Below are 23269 nucleotides of genomic sequence, written 5' to 3' on the forward strand. Positions count from 1 at the left end.
GAGACTTAAATCTCCATTCTTTTTATTTTACAACTTTTATATATTCTACCTTTGGGTCTTCTGTACCTTGAACATAAAGCCCTGCATCTTTAAGTTCATTTACATAGCTTATTATTTCTTCAGTGATTTTTTCTCCAGGACATAAAATTGGAATTCCTGGTGGGTAAGCTAATAAAAACTCACCACTAATTAAACCTATGCTATCGTCTAAAAGAAGTGACTCTTTATTGCTGTTGAAAGCATCTCTAGGTATTAGTATTCTTTCAGGTATAGATGGTATATCAATAAAATCTGGCTTTTTAGAATTCTTATTTGAATATTCTGTGCTTATTTCTTTTAAAGCTTCTATAAGTTTATCTATACTTTCTTTAGTATCTCCAAAAGAGCCTACTGCTAAAATGTTATAAAGATCTGAAAGCTCCATTTGAATATGATATTTTGTGGACAAAATCATATCTAAATCATATCCTGTAATACCTAAATCTCTACAAGTAATGGTAAGTTTTGTAGGATCCAATGAAAATACTCCAGGAGATCCTAGTATTTCATCACCAAAACAATAAAGTCCCGGTATCTTGTTTATTTCATCTCTAGCATAGCTACAAAGTGCCAATGAACCTTCAAGCAGTTCTTTACCATGAAGTGCAATCTGACGTCTAGAACAGTCCAGTGATGCCATAAGGATATAAGATGGAGATGTTGTTTGTAACAAATTTAAAACTTGTTGAACTCTTGAAGAATCTATATATTTTGAGTTAACATGTAATAAAGAACATTGAGTCAAAGCACCTATTATCTTATGTGTACTTTGAGCACATATGTCAGCACCTGCATCGATTGCGGACAGTGGCAACTTTTCATTAAATCTTAGGTGAGGACCATGTGCTTCATCTACAATTAAAGGAATATCATAACTATGAACGATTTCAGCTATGCGTTTTAAATCTGTAGCTACACCATAGTAAGTAGGGTTTATTATCAAAACTGCCTTTGTTTCAGGATGCTTTTTTAAGGTAGCCTCCACAGTCTCGGGTGTTACACCTTGAGCTATACCTAAGTTTTTATCTAATTCTGGCTGCATATACACTGGGGTAGCACCACTTAAGATAATTCCAGCAGTAACGGATTTATGTACATTTCTTGGAACTAACAATGTATCACCGGAACCTACTGCAGACATTATCATAGCTTGAATTGCACCAGAAGTACCATGGATTGAGAAAAATGCATCTTCTGATCCATAGGCATCTGCTGCCAATTCTTGAGCTTTTTTTATGGGACCTGTAGGGTGATGAAGACTATCCACCAGTTTAAATACAGTTACATCAATTTTAAATGGATTTATACCCATAAAGCTTTTAAATTCTTCATCCATACCTACGCCTTTTTTATGGCCAGGAACGTGAAATGGTATAGTTTCTCTATTTACATATTCCATTAAAGAATCAAACAATGGGGTTTCATTTTGATCTAATTTATACACCTTACTATAGCACCTTCTTTCCTGTTATAATCTAATAAATATTTAAATTTATATCGCTTAAAAAACAATATTATTATATGTTATATAGTGCTTAAATGCAATATGAAAAGGTAATAAAAAAATATAATATGTTTTATTTATAAATACTTGGGTGTACTTATAATATGTTTTTTAGTATAATAGGTTTGTTAAGAATTTCTAGGAGGATAACAATATGTATCATTATAATATATATGAGGAATGGTTAAGTTCAAAGTTTATTGATGATAAAACTAAAAATGAGCTAATTTTAATTAAAAATAGTGAAACAGAAATAACCGATAGATTTTATAAAGATTTAGAATTTGGGACTGGCGGATTAAGAGGCTTAATGGGTGCTGGAACAAATAGAATGAATTTATATACTGTAGGTAAGGCCACAGAGGGCTTAGCTCAGTATTTAAATAGTACGTATAAAGAGCCTTCCGTGGCTATAGCCTATGATTCACGCAATATGTCAAAAGAATTTTCTGAAAAAGCAGCACTGACACTTTGTGCTAATGGAATCAAATGTTATTTATTTGAAGACTTAAGACCAACTCCTATGCTTTCTTATGCATTAAGGCAGTTACACTGTAATGCAGGTATAGTAATAACCGCGTCTCATAATCCAAAAGAATATAATGGGTACAAGGTATATGGTGAAGATGGGGGACAAATTACTGATACTAAGGCTAAAGATATATTTAAATATATTAATAACGTTAAAGTATTTGAAGGAGTTAAAACCATAAGTAAAGCATTAGCAATAGAAAATAATTTATTAAATATTATTGGGGAAGACATAGATTCTTCCTATATAGATAAAGTCAAAAAATTATCTATAAGAAAAGATATGATAAAGGAAAATGCAAAGAATCTTAAAATAGTATATACACCTATACATGGATCAGGAAATATCCCAATGAGAAAGATGTTAAAAGAATTAGGATATACAGATGTACATGTGGTTAAAAAGCAAGAAAATCCAAATGGAAATTTTCCAACAGTAGAGTACCCAAACCCAGAAGACCCTAAATCTTTTGAGCTAGCTATAAAGATGGCTTATGAAATAAAGCCTGATATAATATTTGGAACAGATCCAGATTGTGATAGAATTGGAGTAGTTGTATTTGATAAAGAAGAATATAAATCATTAAGTGGAAATGAAATAGGCATCCTTTTATCTAATTATATTATGGAATCTTTAAAAGAAAGTAGTTTAATGCCAAAGAACCCAATTATATTAAAAACTATTGTAACTACAGATTTAGTTAAAAGAATAGCAAAAGATTATAATGTGGAGGTTATGGATGTACTTACTGGATTTAAATATATTGGAGAAAAGATTACAGAATTTGAAGATAGTAAAGAAAAGGATTTTATATTTGCATTTGAAGAAAGTTATGGATATTTAGCAGGAGATTTTGTGAGAGATAAAGATGCAATTATAACAGCTATGTTAATATCAGAAATGGCTCTATATTATAAAGAAAAAGGAAAGACCTTATTTGATGCATTACTTGAGATATATAAACAATATGGTTATTATAAGGAAAAACTTATATCTATTGAATTACAAGGCAAAGAAGGACAAGAAAAAATTGAAAATTGCATAGATTATTTAAGGCATTCAATGAAACCTACTATAAATAATATCAGTATAGTAAAAAAGCTAGACTACAAAACTGGAATTGAAAAAGATCTTATTAAAATAGAAGAAAAAACAATAGATCTACCTAGGTCGAATGTACTTAAATTTATATTAAAGGATGAATCATGGTTTGTTGTTAGGCCTTCAGGTACTGAACCTAAGATTAAAATTTATATTTCTGCTTGGTCTTATGATATATTTGAGGCTGAAGAAAGAATTGTTAAATTAGAAAATAGCATAATGGATATAGTAAATAATGCTATGGATGTAAAAGCTTAATTATCTTTAAAATTAAGATAATAATAAATTGTAAGTTAATAAGGAGGGTTTTTTTGGATATAGATTCTAAATTCAAACAAAAATTAGAAAAGCTAATCTTTATAGAGGTTAAAAAAGAAGCGGTAGAAGAACTTTTTAACACAAAACTAATAAATAAGGAAAATATATTTATACCGGTAGAGTCTTCTTATATTACTAAAGAGATTCTAGAAACTTTAAAATTAGAGAGTATACCTTTAAATAAAATAGTAAAATCTATATTTTTAATACTAGGGGCAGATAGTGAGTTTGAATATAACAATATATATAAAGCCTTGGTTATAAAAAATGAAGAAGCTATAAAATATATAAAGGGTGAAATAGCATCCTATGTTAAAGAAAAGAATTATGAAGATGCATATTTGCTACTTAAGGGATTGATTTCAGTAGATGATGAAGACGAAAACATTGAAAAGGCTATATGGATACTAGAAACATTAAGAGGAGAAGAAAAGGAATTTATAAAAGAAGAATTAGAACTTATCGAATATTTAAAAACTATAAATAGTTATGATTTACCATACTTTTATGAAGCTTTAATATATAAAGATGAAGAAGAATATGAAAAGGCAATACTAGCTATTGAAGAATGTCTGAAAAGGGAAGGAGAGTTTAAGACGCAATCACTGAATCTTAGAGAGACTATACTTCAATCATTAAACTATGAAAATGGAAAATCTTTGATTTATGATGATCCCAAAAAGGCATTAGAAAAGTTATTGCCTTTAGTAAAAAGTCATGAAGAAAATTCTATGCTTTTTTATCATATAGCGGTAGCTTATAGAATTATAGGTAATTACCAAAAGGCTATATATTATTTAAATGAAAGTAGATCTATAGATAGTGACATTTTAGAAGTAGTAAATGAATTAGGACTTAATTATGCATCTATGGGTGACTATAGTAATGCTATTATATATTTCAAAAAAGGATTTGAGGTCTCTCAAAATGTTGAATTTTGTACAAACTTAGCAGTTTCTTATTTAAAAATAGGAGATAAAAAGAATGCTGAAATATATATTTCAAAAGGTAAAGAAATAAGTCCAGAAGATGATATAATTACAGAGATAGAAAGAACTATTAAATAATATTATTAAAAGAATTTTATGAAGCTTTATTAATAGCCTTATAAAGTTATTTTAATATCCGGAGGAAAGCAATGGAATTAAAAGAATATTTTTTTATAATTAAAAAAAGAATTAAAATTATTATTGGAATTACTTTACTTGCAACAATACTAAGCGCTGTAATCAGCATATTTATTATTAAACCCACTTATAAATCAGATATCTCAGTTATAATAGGAAAAAGTGAAGTTAGTGAATCACAAAATCAAAATCAAAATTATAATGATGTAATAATGTATCAAAAGATGGTTAAGACCTATAGTGAATTTGCGAAATCAAGAACTGTATCAGAAGATGTAATTGAAAAATTAAAACTTGAGGTTACACCTTCGGAACTATTGTCTATTATTACAGTAGCACCAAAAGGCGATACTGAATTTTTAACAATTACTGTTAAAGCAAAAGATCCTGAAGAAGCAAGAAAGATAGCAAATCAAATAGCACTGTCTTTAAAAAGTGTAAGTAAGGAAGCTAAAAAAGCCGATAATGTTCAACTACTAGATGAGGCTTCACTTCCAAGCTCTAAGGATAGTCCTAAAATATTTTTAAATATTATAATAGCTCTTTTTTTAGGAGTTATGGTATCAATAGGTTTAGTGTTTATTATAGAATATTTAGATAATACAGTTAAAACACAACAAGATATTGAGAAACTATTAGAAATACCAGTAATAGGTATAATTCCCCTAACAGAAGAAGAAAGGTAGGACTAGCAATGATTAATGATATAATTACAGTTAAAAACCCTAAATCTAGGTCTGCTGAAGCATATAGGACGTTAAGAACAAATATACAGTTTTCATCTATAGATGGAGATAATTTAAAGACTATACTTGTAACGTCATCAGGACCAGGAGAAGGAAAAAGTACTGTAGCTATAAACTTAGCAATAACTATAGCTCAAAGTGGAAAAAAGGTTCTTTTATTGGATTGTGATTTTAGGAAACCATCTATACACAAAAAACTAGGTTTACCAAATAGAGAAGGACTAACCAATATATTAATAAAAGATAAAAATATAGAAGATTGCATCTTGTCTACATCAACTTCTAATTTATTCGTTTTAACTAGTGGAGCAATACCTCCAAATCCATCGGAATTATTAGGAACGAAAAAGATGGAAAACATTATTATAAACCTTAAGGAGTTTTTTGATATAATTATAATTGATTCTCCACCAGTTATAGCAGTAACAGATGCACAAATATTATCTACTATTGTAAATGGTGTGATACTGGTGGCAGCCTATGGAAAAGCTGAGAAGACAGCGTTAGTGAAATCTAAAGAACTAATATATAAGGTTGGCGGAAAATTACTTGGAGTGGTTTTAAATAAAGTGCCTACAGATTCACAGGAATATTATTATGGTAATTACTACAATGAATATGAAAGTAATTAGCATGGGAAGGAAGTTATATGATAGACTTTCATAGCCACATTATACCTTCAGTAGATGATGGATCTAGCAGTTTTAAAATGTCATTAAATATGATCGAAAACTCAAAAAGACAGGGAGTAAAAGCAATTTGTGCAACTCCTCATTTTATTGTAGGGGAATACGAAATAGATAGAATAGAATACGAAAAAAGCATTGAAAGCTTAAGGAAAGCTACTAGTGATATAAAAATAGTAAATGGATTAGAGTTGTACATAAATCCTGAATTGCCTTACTTATATGAAAAAGATAATATATGGGGTATAAACAATAAAGGCTATTTATTAATTGAATTACCTATGAGAGACTTTCCTATATACACAAAAGATGTATTTTATGAACTAAGGCTACTAGGGCTTAATCCTATCATTGCTCATCCTGAGAGAAACATAGCAATACTAAAGGACCCTAAGTTACTTATGGACTTAGTTCACCAAGGTACGCTAATACAAATGAATGCAGGAAGCCTCATGGGAAATTATGGTGATAGAATTAAAAAGTTTGCGGAGAGTTTAGTTGATAAAAACTTAGCCCATATCTTAGGTAGTGACGGACATAATGATGATAAAAGAAATACTAATATAAAAGAAGCTTTTGAAATTATTAAAAGTAGAAATTTAGACTTATACAAATGGATATTAAATAATGAAGAAAAAGTATTAGATGGACAAGAGGTAGAAAAACTAGAAATAAATTTAAATAAAAGAAAAAAGATGTTTAGCTTTTTTAAAAAAAATTAAAATAATCATATGTATATTTACATTAAAATGTTTTTAAAATAGGTAGTCTTATAAAATTTATAAAAAATTTTGTAGGCTACCTGTTTTAAAATACATAATGGTATCAAATAACTATGAATCACACTGAAAAATGTATTTATATGGAATAAGGTATATTATTAGTTTGACTTAATATAGTTTAAAGTGTAAAATTATTTAAGAAAACAAGCTTGAATGAGGTGCAATATGAAAAATAAAAAAGTTGTTACAGAAACGTTTAAATTGGGAACCTATTTAATTGATTCAATATTGGTAATTTTGTCAATATATATAGCCTTTATTATAAAGTTTCAATTTGAACCACCTATGTACAATTTAGAGCCATTTATAGATATAATACCTTTCATAATAGTTGCGTATTTAATTTTTATGTATGTCTTTGGATTAAGTGACATATTGAAAAGAAGCATAGGAGAAACAATATATTCTATAACACTAACGGTAATTTCACTTTTTATTACTACAGCTTTTATAACATTTTTTGCAAGAGGATTTTCCTTTCCAAGAAGTGTTCTCGTAATAAGTCCTTTTATACAATTTGCTTTGCTAAGTATATGGAGAAGTATAGTTTGGAAGCTAAGGAGAATACAACATGGTGTTAAGGATTCTCTTATAATTGGTGAAAAAAATATAGATTATGTTACAAAAAAGATACTTTTAAAACAAAATGAATTGTACAATATAAAGTATATATGTGGAAGTAAGTCAAAAAATATAGATGATTATTTAGACAACGTAGAGGTTGTATTTATATGCAATGATGTAGATTATAATATAAAAAGTAGCATAGTAGATAAATGTCTGGATAATAGAAAAAGCATATATATAATACCGGATATATATGAGATAGCAATATTAAACTCTAAATTAAATAGAGCAGATGATATTCCTATGTTTAAGGTGCAAAAATTAGGACTTAATTTCGAGCAGTTATTCTTTAAACGAGTATTAGATATTATAATTTCAATTATAGGAATAGTTTTAACTAGCCCAATTATGATAATAGTATCTATAATTATAAAGTTAACAGATGGTGGAAACATATTTTATAAACAAGAAAGAGTAACTATTGGGGAAAAGAGGTTTCAGGTTCTTAAATTTAGAACAATGGTTATGAATGCAGAAAAACTTACAGGACCAGTGCTCGCTGGTGAAGATGATCCTAGAATAACTAAGATAGGAAAAGTCATGCGTGCTACTAGAATAGATGAGTTACCTCAATTTTTCAATATATTAAAAGGTGATATGAGCGTTGTTGGTCCAAGACCTGAAAGACCTTTTTTTGTAGAAAAGTTTAAAAGTGAAATTTCAGATTTCAAATATAGGACTCTTGTAAAGGCAGGGTTAACAGGTGTTGCCCAGGTTATGGGAAAATACACAACAACACCAGAAGATAAAGTTAGATATGATATAATATATATCAAAAATTATTCCATTTTGTTAGATTTAAAGCTTATACTTCAAACTATTAAAATAATGTTTATGAAGGAGAGCTCAGAAGGTGTAGCGTTAGATGAGCCTTTAATGGATATAATAGAGAAAAGAAATCCTAAAATAATTGTAGATAAAGATTAAAAGATATTAGGCCTTGCTTAATATCTTTTATAACATATTAAAATAAATAATTTAAGAGGTATTATGGATGAAAAAGTTAGCATATGTGATTACTCAATCAGAAATGGGCGGAGCTCAAAAAAATATACTTTTACTTTGTGAAGGCTTAAAATCTTCTTATGAGATAACTGTATATTCAGCTAGTGGAGGAGATATGATAGATATCCTAAAGGAAATGGATATTAGGCATAAATCAATACCTAATATGGTAAGAGAAATAAGCCCATTAAATGACTACAAGGCTTATAAATATCTAAAAGCAGAGTTTCTAAAAGAAAAATTTGATATAGTTCACAGCCATAGCTCTAAAGCAGGGGTTTTGGCAAGGGAAGCAGCTAAAAGGGCTAAGATTCATAACATAGTATACACAGCCCATGGATTTGTTTTTAATGAGCCTATGAGCAAGCTTAAACAAACTATATATAAAATAGCTGAAAAAAGAGAAGCAAGATTTAGTGATAATATAATATGTGTAGATCCTAAAGATATAATAATAGCAAAAGATTTAGGTATAATACCTAAAAAAGAATTAGTTTACATTCCTAATGGTATAAACTTTGAAAATGATAACAATAAAATGGCACTTAAAGAAAATGATACATTTAGATTTGGATTAGTAGCTAACTTTTATGAAACCAAGGGACATAGATATTTAATAAAAGCATTTAAAGAAATATTAAAGACTTATCCTAAATGCGAACTTGTATTAATTGGTGAAGGAATATTAAAAGAAGAAATGGTTTCATTATCTGATGGAGAAGATAGAATAAAATTTTTGGGATACAAAGAAAATGGCGGAGAACTTATAAAAGATTTTAATTGTTTTACGTTATCTTCGGTAAAAGAGGGGTTTCCTTTTGTGATTTTAGAAGCTATAAAGCAAAAAGTACCTATAATATCTACGGATGTAGGTGCGATTAGGGATATTTTAAAAAATGATAAGTATGGTCTAATTATAGAAAAAGCTTCTATAAAAGAAATGCAAAAAGCTATGGAATATGTTATAAATAATTATGAAGAGGCTATAAATAAATCAGATATGGCCTATGAGTATTGTAAAAATGTATATTCTTTAGAAAATATGATAAATCTTACAAAACACATATATGAAAATTAAATTTTAAAGTTTAACAAGTTTAAGTTTGGAGGGAAACCAATGCAATTATCTAACAAAGTAAAAAAGACTTTATTATTTGTGCTGAATTGTTATTTAGCAGCTCTTTTGCTTGTCCCTAGAGATTTTAATATATATAAAAATGTGGGACCCGCAGATTCAATATTATGTTTGTTATTTATATTTTATTTTATTGCAATATTAAGAAGTGGAAATATAAAAAAATATGTAGTACTTAACTCAAAAAAGGTATTCAAAAATAAACTTATTAAAAGTATGCTATTATTATTTGTTTTTATGGTGGTTTCAACTATATATGCAAGTAATAAGTTAGTATCCATAGGAGAAGCATTTAGATTTTTTAGTTACATCCTGATAGGAATAATGATTTACTTAGAACTGAATAATAAGAGCTTTTTTAGAATGATTATTACTAATTATTTTGTGATGACAGGAATCATATGTATATTCGGTATAATTCAATTTTTCACAGGAAAAGGAATATCTACTACAGTTATAATAATGGATAAAGTTAATAGGGTCCAATCAACACTTGGAAATCCTAATGCATTTGGCGCTTTTTTAGTTATAAGTTTCTTTCCATTGTTAAGCCTACTTATAAGTGAAAAAAGCAAGAAAATAAAGTGGTTTTATGGATTTAATTTATTGTTAATATCTATTAATATAGTGTTAAGCTTTTCTAGAAACTCTTGGTTAGCTTGGACTATTGGAATTGTAGTATTAGCACTACTTTATAGTTATAAATTTTTATACATATTAGCCTTAGGTGGAGCAGGAGCATTAGTGTTCCCGTCTATGAGAGGAAGACTTCTTCAATTTACGGATGTATCACAAAATATGTCTAGGATAAATATATGGAGAGTAGCCTTAAAGATGATTAAAGAGCATCCATTTAAAGGCATTGGAAATGGTAACTTTTCAGCTCTTTATGATAATTATGTGGAAAAGTATCCTGAACTGTGGATGGAAGATATAAAAGGATATCCTAGCCATAATTCTTTTCTTAAGGTGTTTAGTGAACTTGGTGTATTTGCATTTATTATATTTATAGTAGTAATGGCTAGAATAATAAAGACAGTTAACTTTTTAAGGAAAAATTTAAAAGGTTACTACGGCGAATTTTATACAGGGTTTTTCATTTCTTTAATTGTGATGATTATATTAAACTTGTTTGATAATATATTCTTTGCTCCGCAAGTAGCAGTTCATTTTTGGATTTTTGCATTTATTGCAGAGTATATTAGAGAAAATATAGTAATGTTTAATAACTAGAATTTAAATGGATGTGAAGATTGTGATAGAAATTTTAGGATATCCAATTTATAGTGGATATAAAAAAGAAATATTAAATGATATAGAAGAAATTGTAAGCTCCGAGGGGTGTGTACATATTGTATCTGGAAATCCAGAGGTTTTATATCAAGGTTTGTTCGAGAAGCCACTTTATGAAAATTTTACTTCCAAAAGAAGTCTAATAATACCAGATGGTGTTGGTGTTATATTTTCTGCAAAGGTTAAGGGCTTAAAAGTAAAAGAAAAAATCGCCGGTATTGAAGTTATGCAAGATATTATAAGTTATTGTAATAGAAAAAATAAGAGCATATATTTACTAGGATCAAAAGATTCCATAGTAAGAAAATGTAAAATAAATATAGAGGCAACTTATAAAGGTATTAATGTGGTAGGTTATAAGGATGGATATTTTGATTTAGATAATTGCGATGATATAATAGAGGATATAAATAAATGTAATCCTGATGTTTTATTTGTTGCAATGGGGTGCCCGAGACAAGAACGATTTATAATAAAACATATGGATAAACTTCATTGTAAGCTTTTTATGGGAGTTGGGGGAAGTTTTGATATATTAGCAGGGGAGCTAAAGAGGGCACCAAAATGGATGATAACTTTTGGAATAGAGTGGCTTTATAGAATCTTAAAGGAGCCTTTTAGAATTAAAAGAATGAAATCTATACCTAAATTTATGATTAGAGCTATAATAGGCAAAGTGTAGGTGAAACCATGAGATATGGGATGCAATATTTAAAAACAGAAAATGTTCATTTAATCAAGGATATGGGAATGATACCTTATAAGTTATTTAAAAGACATGGATATAAGCCTTTTGTAATTACTTATGAAAATGGAGAATATCCTTACTTAGATAAAGAAGTTAAAGGCCTTAATTTAAGATTTGTAAAAAGAATATTTAACAATTTTTCACTAGATGGGGCATTATATTTGGTTAGATATGCTAAAGATTATGATATAATACAAATATTTCACACTACATTATCATCTTTTATTTATGCTTATACCTATAAGATATTTAATTCAAAAGGGAAGATATATCTAAAACTTGATTGTAGTCATAAGCTAGTAGAAAGAATTGAAGGATTAAATAGTCTCCAATACAAAATGTTGAACAAAGCCTTTAATAAGATGGATTTAATAAGCGTAGAGCAAGAGGAACTTTACCCTAAAATTAAAGATTTATTGCCAAGTCAAAAACATAAGATAATAAATATATCTAATGGAGTAGACTTTGATTATATAAAGGACATTGGACTTTCTTATGACTTTTCTAAAAAAGAAAATATAATTTTAAGCGTTACAAGGGTTGGATCAGAGGAAAAGAACACCTCTATGTTATTAGAAGCCTTTGCGAATATAGAAGGTATAGATAAAACAGATTGGAAACTTGTAATAGTAGGTCCAGTTGAAGAAACATTTAAAGAATACATAAAAGGTTATTTAGAGTCTTATCCTAATATAGCAAATAAGGTAATAATCAAAGGAAACATAGAAAATAGAAAGTGCTTGTATGAAGAGTATCAAAGAGCTAAAATATTTTCTTTGACATCTGACTTTGAAAGCTTTGGCATAGCGTTTGTAGAAGCAGCAGCTTTTGGCGATGTTATAGTATCAACAGAGGTAGGAATAGCAAAAGAGATAGTAAGAGATGGCAATGGAGTTACTGTGCCTATAAAGGATACAAAGGCTTTAACCAAAGCACTACAAGAAACTATATATAAATCAAATATAAAAGAAATTAGCAATAAAACTTATGAGATTACAAAAGAAAAATATGATTGGAATAAAGTTGCAGATAAACTTTATGAATATATATCAAAATTATAAAGTTTATAAAAACAATTAAATATAATTAATAAAAGATGATGAGGTTAAATATTTTAATTTCATCATCTTTTATTAAAAAATCATTTTAACTATAAAAATCATAATTACAGTATAAAAATTATCATAAGAATATTCAAAATAGATTTTATAGAAGGAAAATTAAAAACTTTACAGAATATATATAAGGTGAATAAGTAAAAGGAGGTAAATATGAATATTATAGAAATAGATGGAAATGGGTTAGATTTAGAAAAGATTATTTTGGTTTCAAGAAAGGGGTCAAAAGTAGAAATAACTAAAGAAGCAAGAGAGGGTATAAGAAAATCTAGAAAAATAATTGAACAAATAGTTGAAGAAAAAAAAGTGGTGTATGGTGTAACTACAGGATTTGGAAAGTTTGCTGATGTAAGTATCTCGAATAAGGACTGTAAAACACTGCAAAAGAACTTAATTCTTTCTCATGCTTGTGGCACGGGAAATCTTTTATCACAAGAAATAGTAAGGGCTGTAATGTTACTTAGAATTAATGCTTTATGTAAAGGGTATTCAGGTATAAGTGAAGTGACTTTAGATACATTAGTTAATATGCTAAATAAAGGAGTTCACCCTTGTATACCTGAAAAAGGCTCACTTGGAGCATCGGGAGATTTGGCACCTTTATCACATATGGTACTTCCTATGCTAGGTGAAGGTGAAGCAGAATTTAACGGACAAATTATGTCAGGAAAAGAAGCCATGGAAATGGCGGGCATTCCTACCGTAGATTTGACTTATAAAGAAGGATTAGCTTTAATAAATGGTACACAAGTTATGACTGCTATTGGTGCAATAACCTTATACGATGCTATAGATATATGCAAAATATCAGATATAGCAGCCTCACTATCTTTAGAGGCGTTAAGAGGAATAAAAGATGCTTATGACCCAAGGATACATAACATTAGACCTTATAGTGGACAAATAAGCACTGCAGACAATGTCTTAAGATTAGTTAAAGGAAGCACTTATGTAACATCACAAGGTGAGCTTAGAGTTCAAGATGCTTATACATTAAGATGTGTTCCACAAGTTCATGGTGCAACTAAAGATGCTATAAATTATGTAAAAGAAAAAGTTCTTATTGAAATAAACTCAGTTACTGATAATCCTATTGTAACAAAAGAAGGAGATGTTATTTCAGGGGGAAACTTTCATGGTCAGCCTATGGCTTTAGCTTTCGATTTCATGGGAATAGCCTTAGCAGAAGTTGCAAATATATCTGAAAGAAGACTAGAAAGACTAATTAATTATCAACTAAATGATTTACCTGCATTTTTAGTTAAAAATGGAGGCTTAAATTCAGGGTTTATGATAACCCAATATGCTGCAGCCTCTTTAGTGTCAGAAAATAAGATATTAGCCCATCCAGCTTCAGTGGATTCAATACCATCTTCTGCAAATCAAGAAGACCATGTAAGTATGGGGACTATAGCTGCAAGAAAAAGTAGAGATATATTAGAAAATGTTAGAAGGGTACTAGCAACAGAAATTATGGCTGCTTGTCAAGCACTTGATTTCAGAGAAGGATTCATTTTAGGAGAGGGAACACAAGAAGCATATAACGTAGTTAGAGAAAGTATAGATTTTATTGAAGAAGATAAGGTTATGTATAAAGAATTAGATAAATGTACTAAAATATTAAAAGATAGAAGTATTATTGAAGCTGTAGAGAAAAAAGTTAATATAAACATATAACTTAAAAATTTATAAGATAATGCATTTAATATTAGGGAGATTATGATATTGAATGCATTATCATAAAGGTAGGGGGAATTTAAATGTTAAAAGAATTAACGGTAGAAAATTTTGCAAAAGAACTAGCATCAAAATCACCAGCACCAGGTGGCGGTAGTGCAGCAGCTTTGTCAGCTACTTTAGCTGCATCTTTAAGTAGTATGGTTTTTAACTTAACAATAGGTAAGAAGGCTTATGAAAATTTAAAAGACGCAGAAAAAGAATGTATAATAAATGCACTAAAGAAAACTGAAGTTTTAAGAGAAGAGTATCTTGATATTATGCAAGAGGATACAACTGTATTCTTAAAGGTGATGGATGCTTATAAGATGCCTAAAGATAGTGAAGACGAAAAGAACTTAAGAAAGATAAAAATAGAAGAAGCTTATAAACTAGCATTAGAGGTTCCAAGGAGGTTATCTGAAAAGTGTTTTGAATTATATAAGTACATTGAGATTGCTGCAAAGTACGGCAACGCTAACGCCATTTCAGATGCTGGGGTTTCGGCTCTTATGATTCAAGCTGCGCTTGAGGGAGCTTCGCTTAATGTGAAAATAAATTTGGCTAGTTTGGAAGATATAAAGTTAAAAGAAACACTTTTAAAAGAGACAAATACACTTATAAAAGAAGGATCAATTAAGAAAGATGCAATATTAAAAATAGTAGAAAATAAGATAGGCGCTTAATATTATACAATAAAATTTAATTTTGGGGGATCATATATGGAAGACAAGGATGTAGTCAAAAAGATAATGAAAAAGTCTATAAGCTTAGAAGGCTTTATATCTATGATTTTATTTATTACCTTTTTCTTTTTAATGGGGCGACAAATGGGAACTTCAAATATGTTTAATACTATTATGAATACTTCTCATAAATTATTATTAAATACAGTTTTTTTTATAATGGGTATAGCTGTAATAGCAGGTGCTGTGGCAGCGTTACTATCTGAATTTGGTGTGATATCTATAATTAACAAAATATTATCACCCCTAATGCGTCCACTATATGATTTGCCAGGTGCTGCGGCTTTGGGGATTGTCACCACTTACTTATCCGATAATCCTGCAATAATAACTCTTGCGGATGATAAGGGCTTTAAGAGATATTTTAAGAAATATCAAATACCTGCGTTAACAAATCTTGGGACATCCTTTGGCATGGGATTAATAGTAACCACATTTATGATGGGACAAAAGTCAAATGCTGGAGAAGACTTTTTTTTAGCAGCTATTATAGGAAATGTAGGTGCATTTATAGGAAGTATTATAAGTGTTAGAATAATGTTACATTTTACTAAAAAACATTTTGGTAAAGACAAGTGGGTATCTGAAGATGTAGGTAGTGATATAGACTCTTTAAAATATAGAGAAATTAGGCAGGGGAGCACAGGATCTAGGATGCTTTCATCTATGCTTGAAGGTGGAAAGACTGGCGTAGACATGGGGTTATCAATAATACCTGGTGTGCTTGTAATATGTACACTAGTTTTAATGATTACTAATGGTCCAAGCTTAAGTGGTGAGTATACTGGAGCTGCATTTGAAGGTGTTGCTGTATTGCCATGGATAGGCAGCAAATTATCTTTTATTATTGAACCTTTACTTGGGTTTAAAAATCCAGAAGCCATAGCCTTTCCAATTACCTCTTTAGGGTCGGTAGGCGCAGCAATTAGCCTTGTGCCAAATTTTTTAGAAAGAGGATTAATTGGTGGAAATGAAATAGCTGTGTTTACAGCTATGGGAATGTGCTGGAGCGGTTATTTAAGCACTCACGTTGCTATGATGGATGCCTTAAAGTGTAGAAGCCTAACGGGGAAGGCTATTTTAAGTCATACTGTAGGGGGATTAGGTGCCGGAATTAGCGCCCATCTGATTTACATGTTAATATGTTAAGTTTAAAATATTAAATTTTAAATAAAGGATAAAACCTAAAGGTTTTATCCTTTATTTTCAAGGAAGATCATCTAAAGATTTTAAAGTATAACCTTCTGATTCCCATTTAGTTATAACTTCATCTAGAATATCCGCATTAGTTTTAGATACGGCATGTAAAAGTACAATTGCACCACTATGACTTCTTTTTAATATGGTTTCTAAAGCTTTTTCTTTAGATGGTTGCTTTTTAATATCCCAGTCATTGTATGCAAAGCTCCAAAATATAGTTTTATAATTTAGTTCCTTTGTGTAATTTAAAGATAACTCACTATATTTTCCCATAGGAGGTCTAAAATATTTAGCCATTTTTTTACCAGTAAGATTTTCAAAGGATATTTCAAGATCTAATAATTCTTTATTAAACTTATCTTTATCTTTAATTAAAGCCATGGAAGGATGGCTACAAGTGTGATTACATACTAAGTGACCTTCTTCTATCATTCTTTTTATTATGTCAGGATTTGATTCAATATAAGGTTTAACCACAAAAAAGGCTGCTTTTACATTATGTTTTTTTAGTATATCTAATATTTCATTAGTATATCCATTTTCATATCCCTCATCAAAAGTTAGATAAATAACCTTTTCTGTAGTATCACCTACATAATAAGCGTCATATTTTTTTAAAAGATGTGCTCCTTCCTTTGAAGGTTCTGGGGTAAGACCATCACTTCTTGGATTAAAGTACCAATTAAGTTCCTTAGTATCTAAAGGCTTTTGCTCGGACTCATAAGCCTCATTAGAAGAATATTGAAATAACTTATCAGTGTAGTTTCTTATGGAATTGAAATTTGAAAAACTATTTATTAGTATAGTTAAAGAAAAAACATAACTAGCACAAATATTTAAATTCATATTATCACCTCCATATAATTAAATAATATTAATACGAACATAATAATAGTATTAACTATGTTTAAGTATAAATAAGTGTTAAAGTTATGGAAACATAGAATTACATACCTTGTATGCTATGTTTTTGTAAGAAAGCTTTAAGATTTAAATTTAAAATATGAGTTTCTAGTTTTAAATATTTTTCTAAAGAAATATTTTAATTCTTAAATGAATAAATCAATAAGTTGAAATAAAGCTATCCATAGAGTATAATTTAAAAAGCAAGATTTTGAGGAAAGGACTGTACATGCGATGAAACTTGGAATAGTAGGGTTACCTAATATAGGAAAAAGCACACTTTTTAATGCGATAACAAAGGCTGGTGCTGAATCAGCTAATTATCCATTTTGCACCATTGAACCAAATGTAGGAGTGGTTAATGTACCAGATAACAGATTAGAAGTACTAGAAAAAATGTACAACTCTAAAAAGAAAGTTTATACTAATATAGAATTTTATGATATAGCAGGTCTTGTAAAAGGCGCTAGTAAAGGAGAAGGCTTAGGTAATAAGTTCTTATCCCATATAAGAGAGGTTTCTGCAATTATCCATGTGGTTAGATGTTTTGATGATACTAATGTAGTACATGTGGATGGGTCTGTAGATCCAGTAAGAGATATAGAAACAATAAACCTAGAATTAATATTTTCGGATTTAGAAGTTTTAGAAAGAAGAATGGAGAAGACTGTAAAACTTGTAAGATCAGGAGATAAAAAGGCAAAAGAAGAATATGAACTTATGGAAAGAATCAAAGCTCACCTTGAAAGCAACGAGCCTGTTAGAACAATGGAAGCTACTGAAGAGGAACAAGAGTTTATAAAAGCCATGTTTTTAATAACATCGAAGGCTGTTTTATATGCAGCAAATATTTCAGAAGAAGACTTAACATCAGGAAATCATAATAATAAGTATGTTGAAATAGTAAAAGCTCATGCAGAAAAAGAAAATTCTGAAGTTGTTATAATATGTGCTAAATTAGAAGAGGAATTATCTACGCTAGAAGAAGAAGAAAAAAAAGAAATGTTAAGTGAATATGGATTAGAGGAAACAGGGTTAGATCAATTAGTATCTTTAAGCTATAAACTTTTAGGCTTAATTAGCTTTTTAACAGCAGGACAACAAGAGGTAAGGGCATGGACAATAGTAAAAGGAACAAAGGCTCCTAAAGCTGCTGGGAAAATTCATTCTGATATTGAAAGAGGATTTATAAGAGCAGAAATAATAGACTATGATAAATTGATAGAAGTAGGTTCAGAAAGTGCCGCTAAGGAAAAAGGGTTCTTTAGACTAGAAGGAAAAGAATATGAAATGAAAGATGGAGATGTAGTAAACTTTAGATTTAATGTATAGTAAGTGATAATTCTAGAGTTGTAGTTGAATTTATTTATAAATTGCGTAATGTTTCTATCAGGAATCATATGAAAAAGTTTTTAAAAATAAAAATAAGAGTTTCAGATTATTAAATCTGAAACTCTTATTTTTTAACTTCTGGCGGGAATATGTGGGAATCGAACCCACCCATGATGGTATTAGCACCACAACACAGTTTTGAAGACTGGCGAGCACACCAGCACTCATCTACTCCCATATGCACATTTGTTATTCTACAATAAACTTTATAAAAAGTCAACAATAGCTTTTTATAAATTATAAGTTAATTATATTAATAAAAAATAAAATAGATTTTGTTTTAAGAAGGTTTTTTCATATTTTTATAGAATTAATAAGCAAAGTGGTTTAAAATGGAGTAGAGTGGAGGGGAAATAAATGTTTATGGGAGAATACCAGCATGCCATAGATAATAAAAATAGAATAATAGTACCCTCAAAGTTTAGGGAGGCCCTTGGAGATAAATTTGTTATAACTAAAGGCCTTGATGGATGTTTATACATTTATGATATGGATGAGTGGGGTTTACTACAAGAAAAATTAAAAAAGCTACCATTAACAAGTAAAGATGCTAGAGCTTTTGTAAGGTTTTTCTTTTCAGGTGCTAATGAAGTTCAATTAGATAAACAAGGAAGGGCACTAATACCTCAAAATCTAATAGAATATTCTAAAATAAACAAAGAAATAATAAGTATTGGAGTAATGAGCAGAATAGAGATATGGAGTAAGGAAAGATGGGAAGAATATAACGAATCAAATATAGATTATGATGAAGTAGCTGAAAAAATGAGCGAATTAGGAATATAAAGGAGTAAATTATGGAATTTAAACACGTTTCTGTATTATTGGAGGAGTGCATTGATAACTTAAATATTAATCCTCTAGGAATTTATGTAGATTGTACCTTAGGTGGAGCTGGACACTCTTTAGAGATATTAAAAAGGTTGGATAAAAAAGGTACCTTAATAGGTATAGATCAAGATGAAGATGCATTAAAAGCAGCAAAGGAAAAATTAAAAGATTACCACAATGTAATTTATGCACATAGTAATTTTTATGATATAAAAGAAGTGCTTAAAAGATTAAATATAGATAAAGTCGATGGAATATTAATGGACCTTGGGGTATCTTCTTATCAATTAGATAACGACGAAAGAGGATTTAGCTATATGCATGATGCACCTTTAGATATGAGAATGGATAGAACAAAGAACTTTTCTGCATATGAAGTTGTAAATGAATATTCTATGGATGAATTATACAGGGTTATAAGAGACTATGGTGAAGAAAAGTTTGCCAAAAGAATTGCAGAATTTATAGTTAAAGCTAGAGAAGAAAGCAAAATAGAAACTACATTTAAACTAGTTGAGATAATTAAAAATGCAATACCAGCTAGGGCTAGGAGAGAAGGACCTCATCCTGCAAAAAGAACTTTTCAAGCTATAAGAATTGAAGTTAATAATGAACTTGGTATAATAGAAAAAACCATAGAAGATTCTGTGGATTCTTTAAATGGAAATGGAAGAATTGCAATAATAACATTCCATTCGTTAGAAGATAGAATTGTAAAAAATAAATTCAAAGCACTTACAAATCCTTGCACTTGCCCAAGGGAATTCCCGATTTGTGTTTGCGAAAATAAACCTATTATAAAGATCTTAACTAAAAAGCCAATAGAACCTAGTATTGAAGAAGTAGAACTTAACCGTAGAAGTAGAAGTGCAAAACTTAGAGTTGCAGAAAAAATAGTTCTAAAGTGAAACGGAGGGGAATAAATTGATAGTAGAAAAGCAGAAAAATTATATTAATGGTAGTAATGCATTAATGCCAGAATTAAAAAAAGATACACAAAAAAAAGATAAATATAAAAAATTACAAAGAGAAAAAAGAGAGAGAGAAATAAGAATATCAAAAGAAAAAAATCAAAAGAAAAAATCAGCCATTCGTTATATATTAATTCTTTTTGCTTTAGGAATTCTACTTACTAGTAGATATGCTATTATATTTAATATACAAAAGGATTTATCTTCAGTAAAAAATCAAATTCAAAAAGTTGATTCAGAAAATGAGGCATTAAAAATTGATATACTAAAAGTTAGCTCTTATGAAAGTGTAAAGAACACAGCAGAAAAACAATTAAATATGAAGGAACCTGATAATAGTAAAGCTCTAATTATTGATCTTTCAAAAAACAATTTTAAAGAATCTAATAAGGATAAAGAAAAACTTAGTAAGTTTGAAAAGCTTAAAGATATATTGTTTTAAATTTACATCTACTAGCAATTAAGTGGAGGTATATACTTGTCTAAGATTCAATATAAAGACCAAGTTATAATTCGGAAGAGAATAGTAACAATATTTATATTCTTTGTTGTATCCCTTACTATTTTAATTACTAGGCTTTCATACATAATGATAATAAAATCCCCGGAATATTCGGCAAGGGCAGAAGAACAGTGGACTAGTGAAGTTAAAATTTCTGCTAAAAGGGGTAGTATATTAGATAGAAATGGAAAGGAATTAGCTATAAGTGCAAATGTTTATAGGGCGGATCTAGATATGAATGCATTTAGAGCTTTTTTAAAAAAAGAGAATTTAACTAATGAAGGTGTAGCGGATTCTATTTCAGAGGTTTTAGAAATGAAACCTGAAGAGGTATTAAAAATTTTAAATAAAAAACTCCCAAATGGTAAGGTTATGCAATCTGCAAATTTAATTCGAAGAATTGAAAAAGATGGTGCAGATAAGTTAAAATCATTGGGCATAGGTGGTATGATAGTATCCCCAGATACTAAAAGATATTATCCAAACAATAACTTTTTAGCTCACGTACTGGGTACTACAAATATAGATGGAGATGGACTTACAGGTATAGAACTAGCTTATAATAAAGAGCTTACTGGGACCATTGGGGTAAGCATTTTAGAAATAGATAGTAGGGGTGCAGATAAAGAGCATACTATATCAGAGTATAGAAAACCTGTTGAAGGTATGGATATATTTTTAACTATAGATGAAAAAATACAGCAATTTGCAGAGCAAGCAGCAGATCAAGCACTTATGGATAATCAAGCTAAAAGTGTGTCTATAATAGTTATGAATCCTAAAACAGGAGAAGTCTATGCTTTAGCTAATAAGCCAGATTTTAACCCAAATAAGCCTAAGGAAGAAAATGAGTCTATGGAAGATCTTCAAAAAAAATGGAGAAATAAAATAGTAAATGATACCTATGAACCAGGATCTATATTTAAAGTTATTACATCAATTGGAGCAATGGAAGAAGGCCTTATTGATGATTCAAGTAAATTTATGTGTAGTGGAAGCATTAAGGTTGCAAACAGAACTATACATTGTTGGAAGAGAACCGGGCATGGAGAACAAAGCTTTCAAGAAATATTAAAAAATTCTTGTAATGTGGGATTTGTAAATGTTGGTCAAAAACTTCAAAAAGAAAAACTTAATAAGTATATTAAAGCTTTTGGATTTGGACAAAAAACAGGAATAGATCTTCCAGGTGAAGCTAAAGGAATAGTTAAGAAAACTGAAACTATAAGTGATGTAGATCTTGCAACAATATCCTTTGGGCAAACCAACACAGTAAGTCCAATACAATTTTTAGCAGCCTTTAATACTCTAGCTAATAATGGTGTATGGGTTAGACCTCACGTAATGAAGCAAATTATGAATGGTGAAGAAAATAGTATTTATAAGACCTATGAAGATTATGGAGAAAAGAGGATAGTAAGCGAAGAAAATACCAAACTTTTAAGAAGCTATCTAGAAAATGTTATAGCAGAAGGTAGTGGTAAAAGAGCTTATATAGAAGGTTATCATATAGCAGGAAAAACCGGTACAGCTCAAAAAGTTAATTCACAAAGTGGGACTTACGAACATGGTAAATATGTAGCTTCCTTTGTTGGAATGGCTCCAGCTGACAATCCAGAAATAACTGTATTTATTTCTATTGATGAACCAAGTTCAGGCGAATATTACGCAGGGGTTATAGCAACACCTGTAGCTAAGCAAGTTTTTAATAATATTTTTAATTATCTTCAAATAAAACCAGATGCAGATGATAAAAGTGTTGAAGAAAGTCTTCTTAAAGATGTTATTGTTCCAGATGTAAGAGGGCTGAAAAAATCAGAAGCTATAAAAGTATTAAAGTCCAATAATCTAAGTTATGAAGTAAGTGGGGAATTAGACAATATTTACGATATGAGTCCTAAGCCAGGGTATACTATAAAGGAAAATAAAAAAATATTGCTTTATGCAGATAAAAGTTATAATTATAATAAAGAAGTTATAGTGCCAAGTTTAACTGGGTATTCTAAAGAAGGCGCTTTGAGTATATTAAACTCTATAGGACTCGAAGCTACAATAGAAGGCGAAGGCATGGTAATAGAACAGAGCTTAGAAGCAGATACCATAGTAAAGTACGGAACAAATATTCATATACTATTAAGTCCTACAGGATTTGATTAGTTAAAATATTTAAACTTTAGGCATGTGGAATAAGGCTTATACCACATGCCAATATTATTTTAGTATAATATAATTTTGCAAAACCTATTT

General features: G+C 29.4%; 20 protein-coding genes and 1 tRNA gene. 18 read left to right on the plus strand and 3 right to left on the minus strand.

Annotated elements, in window-relative coordinates:
• Positions 1-22 precede the first annotated feature (22 nt).
• Positions 23-1483, minus strand: a complete 1461-nt coding sequence (locus BD821_RS01890; RefSeq protein WP_104409042.1) for an aminotransferase class I/II-fold pyridoxal phosphate-dependent enzyme — start codon at positions 1481-1483, stop codon at positions 23-25.
• A 214-nt stretch (positions 1484-1697) separates the two neighbouring features.
• On the opposite strand from BD821_RS01890, the gene BD821_RS01895 reads away from it, so the two are divergent.
• The 13 genes from BD821_RS01895 (at position 1698) to BD821_RS01955 (ending at position 16372) form a co-directional block, all read left to right on the plus strand.
• Complete coding sequence (locus BD821_RS01895) at positions 1698-3434, plus strand: phospho-sugar mutase (RefSeq protein ID WP_104409043.1); 1737 nt, start codon at positions 1698-1700, stop codon at positions 3432-3434.
• A 53-nt stretch (positions 3435-3487) separates the two neighbouring features.
• Entirely contained in the window at positions 3488-4561 is a 1074-nt protein-coding gene (locus BD821_RS01900) for a tetratricopeptide repeat protein (protein WP_104409044.1), read from the plus strand.
• 71 nt (positions 4562-4632) lie between these two features.
• Positions 4633-5307 carry a YveK family protein gene (locus BD821_RS01905; protein ID WP_104409045.1) on the plus strand — a complete coding sequence of 225 codons (675 nt, stop codon included), beginning with the start codon at positions 4633-4635 and terminating at the stop codon, positions 5305-5307.
• A gap of 8 nt (positions 5308-5315) precedes the next feature.
• Positions 5316-5999 carry a CpsD/CapB family tyrosine-protein kinase gene (locus BD821_RS01910; protein WP_104409046.1) on the plus strand — a complete coding sequence of 228 codons (684 nt, stop codon included), beginning with the start codon at positions 5316-5318 and terminating at the stop codon, positions 5997-5999.
• Positions 6000-6016: 17 nt separating this feature from the next.
• Complete coding sequence (locus BD821_RS01915; protein ID WP_104409047.1) at positions 6017-6775, plus strand: tyrosine-protein phosphatase; 759 nt, start codon at positions 6017-6019, stop codon at positions 6773-6775.
• A 225-nt stretch (positions 6776-7000) separates the two neighbouring features.
• On the plus strand, positions 7001-8389 hold the full coding sequence (locus BD821_RS01920) for a sugar transferase (protein ID WP_104409048.1): 1389 nt from the start codon (positions 7001-7003) through the stop codon (positions 8387-8389).
• A gap of 67 nt (positions 8390-8456) precedes the next feature.
• The gene (locus BD821_RS01925) at positions 8457-9545 is read left to right on the plus strand and encodes a glycosyltransferase family 4 protein (protein WP_104409049.1); all 1089 of its coding nucleotides are present in this window, start codon (positions 8457-8459) and stop codon (positions 9543-9545) included.
• Positions 9546-9584: 39 nt separating this feature from the next.
• Positions 9585-10835 carry an O-antigen ligase family protein gene (locus BD821_RS01930; protein ID WP_104409050.1) on the plus strand — a complete coding sequence of 417 codons (1251 nt, stop codon included), beginning with the start codon at positions 9585-9587 and terminating at the stop codon, positions 10833-10835.
• A 19-nt stretch (positions 10836-10854) separates the two neighbouring features.
• On the plus strand, positions 10855-11577 hold the full coding sequence (locus BD821_RS01935) for a WecB/TagA/CpsF family glycosyltransferase (protein ID WP_104409119.1): 723 nt from the start codon (positions 10855-10857) through the stop codon (positions 11575-11577).
• Positions 11578-11597: 20 nt separating this feature from the next.
• Positions 11598-12704 carry a glycosyltransferase family 4 protein gene (locus BD821_RS01940; protein WP_242971444.1) on the plus strand — a complete coding sequence of 369 codons (1107 nt, stop codon included), beginning with the start codon at positions 11598-11600 and terminating at the stop codon, positions 12702-12704.
• A gap of 210 nt (positions 12705-12914) precedes the next feature.
• The gene (gene hutH, locus BD821_RS01945; RefSeq protein WP_029453239.1) at positions 12915-14438 is read left to right on the plus strand and encodes a histidine ammonia-lyase; all 1524 of its coding nucleotides are present in this window, start codon (positions 12915-12917) and stop codon (positions 14436-14438) included.
• Positions 14439-14521: 83 nt separating this feature from the next.
• Positions 14522-15163, plus strand: a complete 642-nt coding sequence (locus BD821_RS01950; protein WP_104409052.1) for a cyclodeaminase/cyclohydrolase family protein — start codon at positions 14522-14524, stop codon at positions 15161-15163.
• Between the two features lie 36 nt (positions 15164-15199).
• Positions 15200-16372, plus strand: a complete 1173-nt coding sequence (locus tag BD821_RS01955) for a CD0519/CD1768 family membrane protein (protein WP_104409053.1) — start codon at positions 15200-15202, stop codon at positions 16370-16372.
• 57 nt (positions 16373-16429) lie between these two features.
• On the opposite strand, the gene pdaA is transcribed toward BD821_RS01955, so the two are convergent.
• Entirely contained in the window at positions 16430-17269 is an 840-nt protein-coding gene (pdaA, locus tag BD821_RS01960) for a delta-lactam-biosynthetic de-N-acetylase (RefSeq protein WP_104409054.1), read from the minus strand.
• A gap of 291 nt (positions 17270-17560) precedes the next feature.
• On the opposite strand from pdaA, the gene ychF reads away from it, so the two are divergent.
• The gene (gene ychF, locus BD821_RS01965) at positions 17561-18658 is read left to right on the plus strand and encodes a redox-regulated ATPase YchF (protein WP_104409055.1); all 1098 of its coding nucleotides are present in this window, start codon (positions 17561-17563) and stop codon (positions 18656-18658) included.
• Between the two features lie 139 nt (positions 18659-18797).
• Here ychF and BD821_RS01970 read toward each other — a convergent pair.
• Positions 18798-18894, minus strand: a tRNA-Sec gene (locus tag BD821_RS01970).
• 181 nt (positions 18895-19075) lie between these two features.
• On the opposite strand from BD821_RS01970, the gene mraZ reads away from it, so the two are divergent.
• The 4 genes from mraZ to BD821_RS01990 are packed head-to-tail and all read left to right on the plus strand — an operon-like array spanning position 19076 to position 23179.
• Positions 19076-19504 carry a division/cell wall cluster transcriptional repressor MraZ gene (gene mraZ, locus BD821_RS01975; RefSeq protein WP_029453234.1) on the plus strand — a complete coding sequence of 143 codons (429 nt, stop codon included), beginning with the start codon at positions 19076-19078 and terminating at the stop codon, positions 19502-19504.
• 11 nt (positions 19505-19515) lie between these two features.
• Entirely contained in the window at positions 19516-20457 is a 942-nt protein-coding gene (rsmH, locus tag BD821_RS01980; RefSeq protein WP_104409056.1) for a 16S rRNA (cytosine(1402)-N(4))-methyltransferase RsmH, read from the plus strand.
• Between the two features lie 16 nt (positions 20458-20473).
• Positions 20474-20962, plus strand: coding sequence for an FtsB/FtsL family cell division protein (locus tag BD821_RS01985; RefSeq protein WP_104409057.1), 489 nt, complete (start codon positions 20474-20476; stop codon positions 20960-20962).
• A 36-nt stretch (positions 20963-20998) separates the two neighbouring features.
• Complete coding sequence (locus BD821_RS01990) at positions 20999-23179, plus strand: stage V sporulation protein D (protein WP_104409058.1); 2181 nt, start codon at positions 20999-21001, stop codon at positions 23177-23179.
• Positions 23180-23269 lie beyond the last annotated feature (90 nt).

This window comes from Clostridium algidicarnis DSM 15099 (genome assembly GCF_002934235.1).
GTDB lineage: Bacteria > Bacillota > Clostridia > Clostridiales > Clostridiaceae > Clostridium_L > Clostridium_L algidicarnis.